This is a genomic window from Janthinobacterium sp. BHSEK (genome assembly GCF_056174685.1).
This window is the reverse complement of the sequence record NZ_JBWBYV010000044.1, coordinates 131,592-145,712: the sequence shown is the minus strand read 5'-3', so window position 1 is coordinate 145,712 and position 14,121 is coordinate 131,592. Positions and strand designations below refer to the sequence as shown.

The following is a 14,121-nucleotide window of genomic DNA, read 5'->3' as shown; positions in this document are numbered from 1 at the left end:
CGCTTATTTTTCCAGCGCCACCCTGTCATCGCGCCGCAGCGGCGCCTTCTGGCGGCGCAGTTTCGCCATGCCGCGCTTGAGCAGGTGCTCCAGGTCGTCGATATAGGTGAACACGGCCGGCACCACCAGCAGGCTCAATAAGGTCGAGGTGATCAGGCCGCCGATGACGGTGATGGCCATCGGCGAACGGAAGCTGGGGTCGGCGCCCCAGCCCAGCGCCAGCGGCATCATGCCGGCGCCCATGGCGATCGTCGTCATCAGGATGGGGCGGCTGCGCTTGTGGCAGGCGTCGACCAGCGCATCGAAGCGGTTCATGCCGGCCTGGCGCGCCAGGATCGCATAGTCGACCAGTAGGATCGAGTTCTTGGTGACGATCCCCATCAGCATGATCAGGCCGATCATCGAGGGCATCGACAGGGCGCTGCCCGTGATCAGCAGCGCCACGAAGGCGCCGCCGATCGACAGCGGCAGCGCCGCCAGGATGGTCACCGGCTGCATGAAGTCCTTGAACAGCAGCACCAGCACGCAGTAGATGCACAGCACGCCGATCAGCATAGCCAGGCCGAAGCTGGCGAACAGCGAGGCCATTTCCTGCGCGTCGCCCAGTTCGGCGATCTTCACGGACGGCGGCAGATTCTTCATCGACGGCAGCGCGCGCGCTTCTTCATTCAGTTCGCCGAGGGTGCGCGAGCCGAGTTCCACGTCGAGGGTGACGTTGCGGCTGCGGTTCAAACGGTCGATCTGCGCCGGGCCGCTTTCCATCGTCACCGTGGCCACGTTCGCCAGGCGCACGGGGCCATTCTTGCCGGGCACCGTCAGGCGCTCGATGGCGGCCAGGTCGGCGCGCACGCTGTTGGGCAGCTTGACGCGGATCGGCACCTGCCGTTCGGGCAGGTTCATTTTCGTCAGGTCCGTGTCGTAGTCGCCGGCCGTGGCCACGCGCACGGTCTCGCCGATGGCTGCCGCCGTCACGCCCAGGTCGGCCGCCTTGGCGAAATCGGGGCGCACGATGATTTCCGGGCGCACCAGCGAGGCGCTGGAATTGACGTTGCCGATGCCTTTCAGGCCGCGCAGCTCGCGCTCGACCTTTTGCGCCGCGGCCATCAGCGCCACCGGGTCTTCCGAGCGCAGCACCAGCTGCATCTTGACGCCCGTGTCGGGCGGCCCCACCGTGAAGCGGGCGCCGGGGATCGTATCGAGCTTGTGACGCAGCTGCGTTTCCAGGTCCGCCATCGATTCCTTGCGCTCGGTGCGGTGCACGGTGGTCAGGGTCAGCACGGCGCGGCGCGCCTCGGCTGCCGCGCCGGGGGCGAAGGCGTCGCCGCTGGAGCCCCCGCCGATCGAACTGAAGACGCCCTTGACGCCCGGCGTGCGCATGGCCGCGTCGCGCGCCATCGCTGCCACGGCCTGCGTTTCGCCCAGGGTGGAGCCGGGCGGCAGTTCCAGGTTGATCTGCGTCTGTGCGCGGTCGGCGGCCGGCACGAAACCCGTCGGCAGCAGCGGCACGAGCGCGATGGCGCCGACAAAGAACAGGGCCGCGGCGATGGCCGTGATGCCGCGGTGATTCAGGCACCAGCGCATGACCGTCAGGTAGCGCGTCATCAGCCAGCCATCCTGTTCCTCCTTGTGCGGCAGCGGTTTCAATATGTAGGCCGCCATCATCGGCGTGAGCAGACGCGCCACCACCAGCGAGGCCAGCACGGCCAGCACGGCCGTCCAGCCGAACTGCTTGAAGAACAGGCCGGGAATGCCGCTCATGAAGGCCGTCGGCAGGAACACGGCCACCAGCGCGAAGGTGGTGGCGATCACCGCCATGCCGATTTCATCGGCCGCTTCCATGGCCGCTTCCATCGGTGACTTGCCCATGCGCAGATGGCGCTCGATGTTTTCGATTTCCACGATGGCGTCGTCGACCAGCACGCCGACGACCAGCGCCAGCGACAGCAGGGTGACGGTATTGAGCGTGTAGCCGAACCAGTAGATGCCGAGGAAGGCCGGCATCACGGACAGGGGCAGGGCGGCGGCGGCCACCAGGGTGGCGCGCCAGTCGCGCAGGAACCACCACACCACCAGCACGGCCAGCAGCGCGCCTTCGTACAGCAGCTCCATCGAGCCGTCGAAGTTTTCCTCGACGGGGAAGGCATTGTCGATCGACTGCTGCAGCACCACGTTGGGGTTTTCCTTTTGCAGGTCGGCGATGGCGTCGCGCGCTCCCTTGGCGACGGCCACTTCGCTGGCGCCCTTGGTGCGGAATACCTCGAAGGCGACCACCGTCTTGCCATCCTGCTCGGCCAGCGCGCGCGGTTCGGCAATGGTGTCGCGCACGGTGGCCACCTGGTCCAGGCGCACATGGCGGCCGTCCGGCAGCGGCACTTCCACGCGCGACAATTCATCGGCCGTCTTGACGGTGGCGATGGTGCGCACCGATTGCTCGGCGCCGCTGACGTCGCCCCGGCCGCCCGGCGCTTCGCGCTGCACCAGGCGCAGCTGGCGCGAGACGTCGAGGGCCGAGACCTTCAATGCGGCCATGCGCGCTTCGTCGAGTTCCACCTGGATCTCGCGGTAGACGCCGCCCACGCGGGTGACGGCGCCCACGCCGGGCACGGTCAGGAGGCGCTTGGCCACCGTATTGTCGACGAACCAGGACAGGTCGGGCGCGTCGAGCGGGTTGTCCACGCCCCCTTTCGCCGTGGCGATAAAGGTCAGCACCACGCGCCCGGCCGTGGATGCCTTGGTGACGGTGGGGTCGCGCAGTTCGGCCGGCATGTCCGCCTTGACCCGCGCGACGGCGTCGCGCACGTCGTTGACGGCTTCGGCGATCTGCTTCTCCAGGATGAATTCGACGGTCACCGTGACGACGCCATCGAGCACCTTGGTGTAGATGTTTTTCACGCCTTGCAGGGTGGCGACGGAGTCTTCAATCTTGCGCGCCACTTCCGTTTCCAGCTGGGCCGGCGCGGCGCCGGGCAGCACCGCGCTGACGGTGACGATGGGCAGTTCGATATCGGGGAAATCCTGCACCGGATTGGCCTTGTAGGCCAGCAGACCGGCCAGGGTCAGCAGCGCGAACAGCATGATGGCCGGGATCGGATTCTTGATCGAGAGGGAGGAAAAATTCATGGCCTCTCCTTACTTTTTCGCTGCGGCCGGCTTGGCTGCTGCTGCCACCGGGGATGCCACCGGGTTTTGCACATTCCGTACCAGATCGCCGTCATTGAGGAAGCCGGCGCCGCTGACGACGATCGTCGTGTCGGCCGTGATGCCGCCAAGGATTTCAATGCGGTCGCTCAAGCGCCGTCCGGCCTGCACCTTGATCTGGCTGACCCGCTGGTCGGGATTGAGGCGGAAGACATAGCTGAAGCCATCGCGCACGGCAATCGCCTGCTGCGGCACCGTCAGCGCGCCCGAGGTGCCCAGTTCAAATTCGCCGCTGGCGTACATGCCGGCCTTGAACGGCGCATTGTTGCCCGTGCTGGCCGGCAGGTCCACGTACACGAGGGCGGAACGCGTCTGCGGGTCGACCGTGGGAGCGATCATGCGCACCTTGCCCGTCAACACGCTGCCGTTGGCCGCCTTCACCTGCGCCACGGTGCCCGGCTTCAGGTTCAGCAGTTCGGTGGCCGTCACTTCGGCGCGCCATTCGAGGCGGCCCTGGCGGATCATGCGGAACAATTCCGTGCCGGCGCCGACCACCGATCCCACGGTGGCCGAGCGCGCAGAGATGATGCCGCTGTCGGGCGCCACCACCTGCGTGTATTTCAGGCGCAGCTGCTGCGACGCCAGCTGCGCCTTGGCGGACGCGATGCGCGCGTTGGCCGTCTGTTCTGCCGTCAGGTACTGGCTGATCTGCTGCGCGCTGATGGCGCCCGTGCTTTGCAGCGAGCGGGCGCGCTGCGCGTTGGCGGCCGCCTCGGCCGCATTCGCTTCCGCTTCCAGCACGGCTGCCCTGGCCTGCGCCACGTCGGCGTTCACCGTGTCGTTCGAGAACACGGCCAGCACCTGGCCGGCGCGCACCACGTCGCCGACATTCACGCGCACGTCGGTGAGGCGCAAGCCGTTCGATTCGCTGCCGATGACGGCTTCCTGCCAGGCGGCCACGTTGCCGTTGGCGCTCAGCTTGATGGGCAGGCTGGCCGTCTGCGGTTTGGCCGTGGTGACGGTCAGCGCGGGTTTCTGCGCCGCCTTCTTGTCCTTCGCCTCGTCGGCCGCCGTGGAGGATGGGGCGTACAGGGTAACGCCCGCGCCCAGCATCACGCAAAGGGCGGCAAGGGCGACTGTCGTGGGGGTCAAAATCGGTTTTTTCATGTTGTCGTATCCGTCAAGGTGCATTGTTGGCGATGGCGCTGCTGCCGTTCCAGCCGCCGCCGGCGGCGCGGTACAGCGCCACCCAGGCGGCGCTGCGTTCGCGCTCGAGGTTGACCACCGTGTTTTCGGCGGCCAGGCGCGTGCGGCGCGCGTCTTCCAGTTCGATTAGGCTGGCCAGGCCGTTCCTGTAGCGGTCTTCGGTGGCGACGAACGAGACGCGGTAGCCTTCCAGCGCGGTTTTGGCATGCTCGCTGCGCTCGTCCGTGCTGGCCAGGTTGACCAGCGCCTCTTCCACTTCGCGCACGGCCTGGCGCACGCCGGCGCGGTATTTCACCACGGCTTCCTCGTAGCGCGCCGTGGCCGCGTCGATCTGGGCGCGGCGGGTGCCGCCGTCGAAGATGGGCAGGCTGACGGCCAGCGGGCCGATGCTCCAGGTGCTGGCTGTGATGCTGGTGCCGCCGGCGCGGATATTGCCCTTGCCGATGGAGCCTGCCAGGCTCAGACGGGGATAGCGCTGCGCCTGCGCGCCGCGCACTTCGAAGCTGGCGGCCGCCACTTCGCGTTCGGCGCTGTAGATGTCGGGACGCTGGGCCAGGGTTTGCGCCGGCAGTTCCGCAATCGCCACGGGCGAGGGCAGGATGGCAGGGCCGGCCGCCAGCTTCTGGCGCAGCGACGTTTCCGGCATGGCCGACAGGGCCACCAGCGCCTTGACATTCACGTCGCAGGCGGCGCGTTGTTCGATGGCGCGGCTGGCGCCTTCGGCCGCGCTGGCGCGGGCCAGCGCGGCGTTGGCGGGCGGCTGGAAGCCGGCGCCGGCGCTCAGCTCCGTCAGGCGTGCCGAGTCGCGGCGCGAGACGGCATCCTGTTCGGCCACGGCCTGCAATTGCTGGCAGGTGCGCAAGGCGTAGTATTGGTTCGCCACTTCGGCGGCCACGGAGACGCGGGCCTCGTGCCAGAGCGCGCGCGCGCTGGCGTAGCGCTCCTGCGCCGCGTCGCGCGTGGCGCGGTTGGCGCCAAACACGTCGATTTCCCACGCCGCCTGCAGCGCCGCCTGCGAGGTGGTGCCGCTGGGCTGGGCCGATTGCTGGCTGGTGCGCACCACGCTGCCTGTCGCGTCGAGCGTGGGCGCCAGCGCGGCGCCGCTGGCGATGCTGTCCGCGCGCGCCTGCGCGATGCGCGTGCCGGCGGCGGCGATGGTGGGGCTGACCTGTTGCGCATCGCTGATCAATTCCACCAGCAGGCTGTCGCCCTGGCCTTGCCACCAGCTGGCCAGGTCCGTCAGCTTGCCGTTATGCGGCAGCGGCGCCTGCCACTGCGCGGGCGCGCTGGCGGTCACCGTGGCGGGCGGTCCCTGCAGGGCGCAGCCGCCCAGCGCCAGCACGATGCCGGCGGCCAGGGCGCGTTGAACGGTGCATCGAATAATCGTCATGCTGGTCCTTCTGCTTGTCGTTGAGTGGTAGGGGAGGAGGGGGGGATGGCCAGGCGCCGGCGTTCCACGTCGGCCATGGCCAGCGCGTAGTCGGTCAAGCGCGCCAGCCAGGTGTCGATGGCGTGCGCCGATTCCATCAGTTGCGGACGCAAGGTGTGCAGCACCTCGGCGCCGACCATGTGCTGCAGGGCGAGCGAGGCGATGGAAAACGCCAGGCGGTGCATGTCGTCGCTGTTGGCGGGTGCGCCCAGGTGGCGCGCCAGCACGCGCGTGAGCGCCTCGTGTTCGGCACGGATGTTCTGGTCGACCTCGCGCGCCCACAGGCCCGTCGGTTCGAGCATCTCGCGGCACCACAGGCGCATGCAGTCGCGCGCGATTTCTCCCTGCTGCATGGGGGCGAGCAATTGCGCATAAAAGCCTTCCAGACTTTGGCGCAGGGTGAAATGCGGTTGCTCGTACAGGGCGATATTGTCTTGTGGATTCGATAGTTGATGGGAGAAGGCGGCGCGGTACAGGCCCGCCTTGTCGCCAAAATAATAGCGGATGGCCGCCGCGTTGGTGCCGGCCGCCTGCGCCAGTTCGCGCGTGGAGGTCTTGGCGTAGCCCTGTCCTGCAAACAGGCGGATGGCGCTGTGCAGCAGCCGCTCGCGCGACTGCTCGCCATCGGAACGGGGCTTGCGCCCGTCGTCGGCGCTTGGCGTTGGGGAAATATTTTTTTCAATCATGCCGCAGATTGAATCACATATCTCAAACGATTGATATAACTAAATCACTTGATTTAGTTAAGGAATGATGAAGATAATGTCAAACGCAGGCAAAAAAAAGCCCGCGAACTGGCGCGGGCTGAATCCAATGTTCAGGGAACGAATTGGAGGAGACAGTTCCACTATAGCGCCGAATATGTTGCAGTGCAATACCGTAGAAATACTATATCGGTCTCTCCTGGATGGCAAAATTTCCGCATTCCATGCTGCGGCGCACAGAAGCTCAGGCCTTGCTGCGCAGCGCCAGCGTGAACGTGCTGCCGGAACCGTAGTCGCTGTTGAAGAACAGGGCGCCGCCGATGGCGTTGGCCAGGTTCTGGCACAGGTACAGGCCCAGTCCCGCGCCTTCCACGTGGCGCGTGGAGGTGGAATCGAGCTGCGAGAAGGCCTGGAACAGCTTGGCCTGGTCTTCTTCCTTGATGCCGGCGCCGCTGTCGGCGATGCTCATTTCCGTCACCAGCACGCCGTCTTCCTCGCGCTGGGCCAGGCTGATGCGCACCGTGCCCTGTTCCGTGAACTTGATGGCGTTGTTGAGCAGGTTGATGAGGATTTGCGTCAGCGCGCGGCGGTCCGTGTCGATGATGGCGGGCGGCCGATTTGGTTCGCCGAGTTCGATCTCCAGCGCCAGGCCTTTTTGCTGGGCCAGCGGACGCAGGGTGTCGGCCACGTCGGCCATCAGCTCCTGGCAGTGGACGGGCTCGATCGACAGGGTCAGCTTGCCCGCCTCGATCTTGGCCACGTCGAGGATGTCGTTGATCAGCGAGAGCAGATGGCGCGCGCTGGCGCGGATGGTATTGAGCTGTTTGTCCTGGTCCGACGTCAGGGGGCCGGGCAGTTTCATCAGCAGCGCGCCCGTGAATCCGATGATGGCGTTGAGCGGCGTGCGCAGTTCATGCGACATATTCGCGATGAAGGCGGACTTCATGCGGCTCGCTTCGGCCAGCTCCAGGTTTTTCAGGGCGATTTCGCGGTTGATGGTTTCCAGTTCGGCCGCATGGTGCGCCAGGCGCATGTTCAGTTCGATCACCTGGCGTTCGCGCGCCTGCAGTTCGCCGTTGACCTGCACCGCCTGTTCATACGTGGAGATCAGCAAATCGAGGATTTGCTGGCGCTCCGCGTTGATGAAATGCTTCTGGTCGCCCAGGTACAGGGCGATGCCGATCTCCACGTTCTGGTTCTTGCGCAGCTTCTGGTTCATCAGCATGTGGCTGATGCGGTTGAGCAGGTAGTCTTCCGCGTAGGGCTTGCGGATGAAATTGTCGGCGCCGCACTCGATGCCGCGGATGATGTCCTTCGGGTCGTTGAGCGAGGTGACGAGGATCACGGGGATGTCGCGCAGGGTCGGGTCGGACTTGATGGCGCGGCACAGGTCGTAACCATTCATTTCAGGCATGACGATATCGGACAGCACCAGGTGCGGCTTGCGCTCGCGGATGGCGGCCAGGGCCAGCTGGCCATTCGCCGCCACGCGCGCGTTGTAGTGCAGCGACTGGATCAGGCGGCGCAAGCGCTCCGCCTGGGTCGGGCTGTCCTCGACGATCAGGATCTCGATTTCGTCAGGCTTGATTTGGTTGTTGGAGTCCACAGACCTCTCCTAGGATTTCAGTGTGGTGATGCTGGGCGCGGTGAGCGCGCAATATCGACATCGTATGACTATATCGGATTTAGGTCTGCAAAAGTAACTTCCAAGTAACTATTTTGGCCACAGGGAATGCTGTGGCCGCCTGTCAGTTCTCGCCCTGGAACTGGCCGGCGCGATAGGTCAGCACGAGCGTATCGCGGTGGCCGTGTTCGCCGATGGGCTGGATCGGCGTCGATTCATGGATCACGGCGGCATCGTCGAGCAGCAGCAGCGACCACGGCTCGGTCAGGGTAAAGCGCTTGCCGTTGGGGCCATCCGCTTCGAAGATGCGCGTCTCGCCGCCCTTGATCTGCTCGCGCCCGATCAGCAGCACGGCGACGAAATCGACGCCGTCGCGGTGCGCGCCTTCCGGCGTCGGGCGGCCGATGCCGTCAGTCGTATCGATGCGGAACTGGTGCGCCTCGATGAACCACGGCTGGCGGCCCTTGACCTGCGAGCAGGCGTCGCCCAGCGCGCGGATCAGCTGCTGCCAGGCCGCTTGCGCGACGATAGCCGCTTCGACCGGTTCGAACAGGCGGTGCATGCCGCCGTGCAGGGCGTTGTATTCCACCGGCTGCCAGTGCGGACGGTGCGCCGTCTGCGTCAGGCGTTCGCCATCCTGCACGAAGCACGAGTGGCGCCGGCGGCGATAGCGGCCGCCATCCTTCAGGTAATTGTCCAGCGCCAGGGTGTTCCAGCTGGGTTCCAGCGCGCGCAGCGCGGCCAGCGGGCAGCCGGCCAGCGCGGCCACGTCCTGCGGGCGCAGGACGGCATAGCCGTCATCGCGCAAGGCTTCCTTGACGTGGGACGGGTCGGTAAAGATCGGTGCGGAAGTGCTCATGGCGGTGCCGGCCGGAACGCGGCCTGTATCAGTTTATCCAGCCTGGCATTCTACGACTTCGCGGCGATTCCTGTGCAGTACGACAGGAATTATTCTTGTTGAGTTAAAAATTCTTTACCAGGGTCATACGCAGCGAGCGCGATTCCACCGGATGGAAGTGGAGATCGTCCACGGGCTGCGCCTCGCCGGGCAGGCGCGAGGCATAGCAGTAATCGATGGCCGAGTCGCGCCGGTTGGCCAGGTTGTAGCCTTCCACTGCCACGCGCCAGGTCTTGTCGACCTGGTAGGCGATGCGCCCGTTCAAGCCCACGCTGGCGGCGGAGCGCACGCTGTTGTCTTCCACCAGGGGGCGCGGACCGAAGTAGCGCAGGCGCAAGGAGCCCGACCACGGCCCCGGCGGCGTCACCGTCATGGCCAGCTGGGCCACGCCTTCGATGGCGCCGGGAATGAAGTCGCCCGCCGGGTCGCTGCCGCGCGAGCGCGCCCGCGCATACGCGAGGTCCAGGTCCAGCGACAGCCATCTGGCCGCCTTGTAGTAGCTGGAAAATTCGATGCCGTAGCGGCGGCTGGGGCGGCCCGCCTCCGTGGCGCCCGCATCGCCGATGAACAGCAGCTCGGAATCGAAGTCCAGGCGGTACAGCGACAGCGAGGTTTGCAGGCCGGCGATGGCGGCGCTGCGCAAGCCCAGTTCCAGCCCCCGCGAGCGCGCCAGGGGCGTGACCTTGGCGGCTGCTTCGCCCGTCTTCGGGTCGACCGTGATGGTCGTGCCGCGCGCGTCGTTGCTGTGAAAACCGTTGCCGATGTTGACATACGCCTCCGTGTCGCGCCACGGCCCCGCGATCACGCTCAGGCTGGGGCTGAACAAATGGTCGCTGGCCGTGCCCGCATTGGCGGCGCGGTCGCTGCGCACGTCGAAGCGGTAGGCGTCCGCGCGCAGGCCGGCCACGGTGCGCAGCCAGCGCGACCAGCGCGTGCTGTTTTCGGCATACACGCCGATGCTCGTTTCGACGATATGGTCTTGCCGCGTGGTCGACAGGACCTGGCGCCGGCGCGTGTTGTACAGGCCATTGTGGATATTGTCGTTCTGTAGCTGCAGGCCGATGGTGGTATCGCTGCTGCCCCTGTCCGTGTGCCGGTGCCAGGTGTGGCTGGCGTCGAGGCCGGCCGTCACGCGCCGGTCGGGCTGGGCGAACTGGTCGCCGTTGAGCGGGTCGTCCATCGCATACGTAAAATTCGAGAACAGGGCCAGGCGGTTGGCGATCACGTACGCGCTGGCCCTGGACGACACGTCGTCCGTCGTCTGGCGCCAGGCGCCCGACAGGCTGTAGCGCTGCGCCTTGCCGCCGTCGCTGGCATCGACGGCGTCGAAGCGGCCCAAGCTGCCGTCCTGCACGGCGCGCAGCGGGATCTGGTCGGTGGCGTTCCAGCTGGCGTCGTACGCCATGGCCGTGACGTTGAAGCCGTTGTTGGCATAGCCTTCGCTGTAGCGCAGCACGCCATTGCGCTTGCGGTAGCGGTCCGGCTGCGTGAACGGGCCATCGTTATGCTGCGCTTCGAGCGCGTACAGCAGGCTGCCGTCGCCCGCATCGATGGAGTCGGCCAGCAGGGCGCGGCGAAAGCCGTTTTGCCCGATGCCGGCGCTGGCGATGCCTTGCGTCAGGCGGTTCGCGTAGACGACGGACGCCGCGCCCGCCGAGGAAAAATCGCCTTGCGCCGCCGCATACGGTCCCTTCTTGTAATCGAGGCGCATGGCCAGTTCGGGGATCAAAAAGTTCAGGTCCGTCCAGCCCTGGCCGTGGCCATGGCTGCGCTGGTTGACTGGCATCTCGTCGACGGTGGTGCGCAAGTCCGTGCCGTGATCGAGGTTGAAGCCGCGCAGGTAGAACTGGTTGGCCTTGCCTTCGCCGCTGTGCTGGCTGACGATCAAGCCCGGTACGGCTTCGAGCAATTCGCCGGGCCGGTAGCTGGTGCGCGCGTCGAGCTGCTGTTGCGTGACGCTGCCCGCGTTGGCCGAATCGGCCACGCCCAGCTGATTCAGGCGCGAACCGTCGATCAGCACGCGCTGGAAGATGTCGTCGGCGTGGGCGGCGGATGAAAACAGGGCGGCGAGGAGGAGGGGAAGGGAGCGTGGCGTCATGGGCGTATGGGGGAGCCGGGCATTACCGGATCGGCAGTTCCGTGTTCTGGCGGTCGAAGATCAGCGTCTGGATGCTGCCGCTGTCCTGCACGTTGAGGGTATTGCGCTGGCTGGGCAGGAAGTCGGTCAGCAACTGGTTGTGGATGCGCGTGGCGGGGGCCAGGCGTGTGCCTTCGATCTCCTGGAAGATCACCACGTTGTCGGCGTTGACCTTCATGCCGACCCAGTTCAGGCGCAATCGCTTGCCGTCCGGCCCCACGAGATAGAACTGTTTTTCGACATAGCGGCGCAGCGCCGCTTCGCTGTCTTCCTGGCCCAGGTCGAACTGGCGCTGGTACAGATTCGTCAGCAGCGCCTCGACGTCGTGGCCCGTGTAGGTGTGCACCACCTCCGTGCTGCCGCTGGCCGCGTTATAGCTGATGTCGGCGATACCCATGTGGAAATTATGGGCGCCGGCCGCCATGCTGGCGCAGGCCAGCACGCTTGCCGCGAGAAGGCGCCAGCGCTTCACGCCTCGCCGCCCTTGTCGGAGCCGCCGTTCTTGCCTTTCAACGGCGTATGAAAGTCGCGCATCAGGTTCTCCCTGGGCGACTTCTCGCTCTTGAACAGTTCCAGGCGCGAGGGCGTGATCTTGCGCGGCCAGCTATTGTTGCTGGTGTCGATGTCGGCCGTTTCCCAGTACGGGTCCTGCACCAGGCCCACCATCGGCTCGTCCGTGATGACGACCTTGGTGATTTTCTTCGGCGAGTAGCGCCATACTTCTGCCGGCACGCGCTCGACGTATTTCTTGCCGCTTTTTAGCTCGATCTCGAGGATCAGGGGCATGACCATGCCGCCCAGGTTCGACAGGTCGACCAGATACAGGTGCTTGCCCTGTTTCAGCAAGTCCTTTTCCCACGGTTCCAGCGCGGCCAGCGCTTCGGCGTAGGCGTTGCGGTCCTTGTTGGTGACCGTGAAATCGTCGTGCTGGTTGTAGAAATCCTTCAGTTCCGGATGCGCGTCGACGCGGCGCGGCATGCCCTTGTTGGCGCGGCTCGTCACCGATTCCGGCTGGGCGTCCTTCTGCGCCTTTTTCCAGGCTTTTTCCGTTGCCGGATCTTTCGAGCTCACGCCGTATTCGCTGATGCCGTCGATGCTGATGTCGACCGGGTCGGTCGTATAAAACCAGCCGCGCCAGAACCAGTCCAGGTCCGTGCCGGAAGCGTCTTCCATGGTGCGGAAGAAGTCGGCGGGCGTGGGGCGCTTGAACTTCCAGCGCTGCGCATACTCCTTGAAGGCGTAGTCGAACAGTTCGCGCCCGAGGATGGTCTCGCGCAGGATGTTCAGGCCCGCCGCCGGCTTGGCATAGGCGTTGTTACCGAACTGCAGCAGGGACTCGGAATTGGTCATGATGGGCACCTGGTCGCGGCTACGCATGTAGTCGACGATTTCGCGCGGTTCGCCGCGCGAGGCCGGGTAGTTTTCTTCCCACGCCTGCTGCGCCAGGTATTGCACGAAGGTGTTGAGGCCTTCGTCCATCCACGTCCACTGGCGCTCGTCCGAGTTGATGATCATCGGGTAGTAATTGTGGCCCACCTCGTGGATGATCACGCCGATCAAGCCATACTTGGTGCGTTTCGAATACGTCAGCTCGCCCGTCTTCTTATCCTTCACGGGACGCGGGCCGTTGAACGAGATCATCGGATACTCCATGCCGCCCACGGGGCCGTTGACGGAGATGGCCGTCGGATACGGATAGTCGATGCTGTACTTGTTGTACTGTTCGATCGTGTGCACGATGGCTTGCGTGCTGTATTTTTCCCACAGCGGATTGCCCTCTTTCGGATAGTAGGACATGGCCATCACGTCGCTGCCGCCCTTCCTGTAGCCCTGCGCATCCCAGATGAACTTGCGGCTCGAGGCCCAGGCGAAGTCGCGCACGTTGGCCGCCTTGAAGTGCCACGTCTTTTGCGCGCGGCTGACGGATTTCTCGGCCGCTTCCGCTTCCTTCTGCGTGACGATGACGACGGGCTTGTCGCTGCCGCGGGCCTTGTCCAGGCGCTCGCGCTGCGCGGCGGACAGCACCTCCTGCGGATTTTGCAGCGCGCCCGTGGCGGCGACGATATGGTCGGCCGGAACCGTCAGCTGTACGTCGTAGTCGCCGAATTCCAGCGTGAATTCGCCCGAGCCGAGGAACTGCTTGTGCTGCCAGCCGGCCGCGTCGTAATAGGCCGCCATGCGGGGGAACCACTGCGCCACTTCGAACAGGGCGTTCTTGTCGTCGAAGACTTCATAGCCGGCGCGCCCGCCCAGCACCTTCTGTTCGTTGATGCGGTAATCCCAGTCGATCTGGAAGGCGAAGTCCTGGCCCGGTTTCAAGGGCTGCGGCAAGTCGATGCGCATCATGGTGCGGTTGATGACGTGCTTCAGCGGCTGGCCATCGGCGCCTGTCAACCGGCGGATATTGAAACCGCCCTGGAAGTCGCCGCGCGCCAGGATGCCGCGCAAGCCTTCGAATTTCATCGTGTCTTCGCCCGCCGTCTTGGCCCAGGCCTGGCGCGAGGGCGCCGTAGTCATGCGGCGCGCGTCGGAATCGGGCTTGTAGATATTCTGGTCCAGCTGCAGCCACAGGTAGCCGAGGGTGTCGGGCGACCGGTTATGGTAGGTGATGGTGCCGCTGCCGGCGATCTCGCGTTTGGCTTCGTCCAGGGTGGCGCGGATCGTGTAGTCGGCGCGCTGCTGCCAGTAGGCGTGGCCAGGCGCGCCGGAGGCGGTACGGTAGGTATTCGGGGTGGGCAGCACTTCTTCGAGCTGGCGGAACTTGTCGTCGAATGGTTCGGCGGCGAAGGCCGACACGGTAAAGCACAGAGCCAACGAGGCTACGGAGCCGAAAGGTATGCGCATGGTCACCCTGATGTTGTTGTAAGGAAATAGTGGCAACTATTCTATACGCAGGGCGATACCGGCCTTGTATCGATTTGTAATAAAGAAAGGCGGATTGTGCGCCGGCTTTTGGCTGGCGCCGTCAGGGTGATGCTTTACCTG

General features: G+C 65.5%; 9 protein-coding genes. All 9 read right to left on the bottom strand.

The features are described 5' to 3' along the window. Nucleotides 1-3: 3 nt before the first annotated feature. Nucleotides 4-3,120 (bottom strand): efflux RND transporter permease subunit, encoded by a 3,117-nt coding sequence (locus AC0V2Y_RS16355; RefSeq protein ID WP_475414800.1) that lies wholly within the window; start codon nt 3,118-3,120, stop codon nt 4-6. 9 nt (nt 3,121-3,129) lie between these two features. Continuing rightward, nucleotides 3,130-4,305 carry an efflux RND transporter periplasmic adaptor subunit gene (locus AC0V2Y_RS16350; protein ID WP_475414799.1) on the bottom strand — a complete coding sequence of 392 codons (1,176 nt, stop codon included), beginning with the start codon at nt 4,303-4,305 and terminating at the stop codon, nt 3,130-3,132. A gap of 13 nt (nt 4,306-4,318) precedes the next feature. Continuing rightward, the gene (locus AC0V2Y_RS16345) at nt 4,319-5,734 is read right to left on the bottom strand and encodes an efflux transporter outer membrane subunit (RefSeq protein WP_475414798.1); all 1,416 of its coding nucleotides are present in this window, start codon (nt 5,732-5,734) and stop codon (nt 4,319-4,321) included. Then, the gene (locus tag AC0V2Y_RS16340; RefSeq protein WP_475414797.1) at nt 5,731-6,459 is read right to left on the bottom strand and encodes a CerR family C-terminal domain-containing protein; all 729 of its coding nucleotides are present in this window, start codon (nt 6,457-6,459) and stop codon (nt 5,731-5,733) included. The genes AC0V2Y_RS16345 and AC0V2Y_RS16340 overlap by 4 nt, the downstream gene beginning before the upstream one ends. 262 nt (nt 6,460-6,721) lie before the next feature. Then, nucleotides 6,722-8,083, bottom strand: a complete 1,362-nt coding sequence (locus tag AC0V2Y_RS16335) for a hybrid sensor histidine kinase/response regulator (protein WP_475414796.1) — start codon at nt 8,081-8,083, stop codon at nt 6,722-6,724. 142 nt (nt 8,084-8,225) lie between these two features. Then, nucleotides 8,226-8,960, bottom strand: a complete 735-nt coding sequence (locus tag AC0V2Y_RS16330; protein ID WP_475414795.1) for a 2OG-Fe dioxygenase family protein — start codon at nt 8,958-8,960, stop codon at nt 8,226-8,228. Between the two features lie 103 nt (nt 8,961-9,063). Beyond that, nucleotides 9,064-11,097: a TonB-dependent receptor gene (locus AC0V2Y_RS16325; RefSeq protein WP_475414794.1), complete on the bottom strand. Its 2,034-nt coding sequence runs from the start codon at nt 11,095-11,097 to the stop codon at nt 9,064-9,066. Between the two features lie 22 nt (nt 11,098-11,119). After that, nucleotides 11,120-11,608, bottom strand: a complete 489-nt coding sequence (locus AC0V2Y_RS16320) for a DUF6702 family protein (RefSeq protein WP_475414793.1) — start codon at nt 11,606-11,608, stop codon at nt 11,120-11,122. Continuing rightward, nucleotides 11,605-13,980, bottom strand: coding sequence for a M1 family metallopeptidase (locus AC0V2Y_RS16315; protein ID WP_475414792.1), 2,376 nt, complete (start codon nt 13,978-13,980; stop codon nt 11,605-11,607). The genes AC0V2Y_RS16320 and AC0V2Y_RS16315 overlap by 4 nt, the downstream gene beginning before the upstream one ends. Nucleotides 13,981-14,121: the final 141 nt, after the last annotated feature.

What these genes read in the sequence shown, in the direction of transcription:
- AC0V2Y_RS16315 (WP_475414792.1), bottom strand. Translation starts at nt 13,980, where the DNA reads ATGCGCATACCTTTCGGCTCCGTAGCCTCGTTGGCTCTGTGCTTTACC.
- AC0V2Y_RS16330 (WP_475414795.1), bottom strand. Translation starts at nt 8,960, where the DNA reads ATGAGCACTTCCGCACCGATCTTTACCGACCCGTCCCACGTCAAGGAA.
- AC0V2Y_RS16340 (WP_475414797.1), bottom strand. Translation starts at nt 6,459, where the DNA reads ATGATTGAAAAAAATATTTCCCCAACGCCAAGCGCCGACGACGGGCGC.
- AC0V2Y_RS16345 (WP_475414798.1), bottom strand. Translation starts at nt 5,734, where the DNA reads ATGACGATTATTCGATGCACCGTTCAACGCGCCCTGGCCGCCGGCATC.
- AC0V2Y_RS16325 (WP_475414794.1), bottom strand. Translation starts at nt 11,097, where the DNA reads ATGACGCCACGCTCCCTTCCCCTCCTCCTCGCCGCCCTGTTTTCATCC.
- AC0V2Y_RS16350 (WP_475414799.1), bottom strand. Translation starts at nt 4,305, where the DNA reads ATGAAAAAACCGATTTTGACCCCCACGACAGTCGCCCTTGCCGCCCTT.
- AC0V2Y_RS16355 (WP_475414800.1), bottom strand. Translation starts at nt 3,120, where the DNA reads ATGAATTTTTCCTCCCTCTCGATCAAGAATCCGATCCCGGCCATCATG.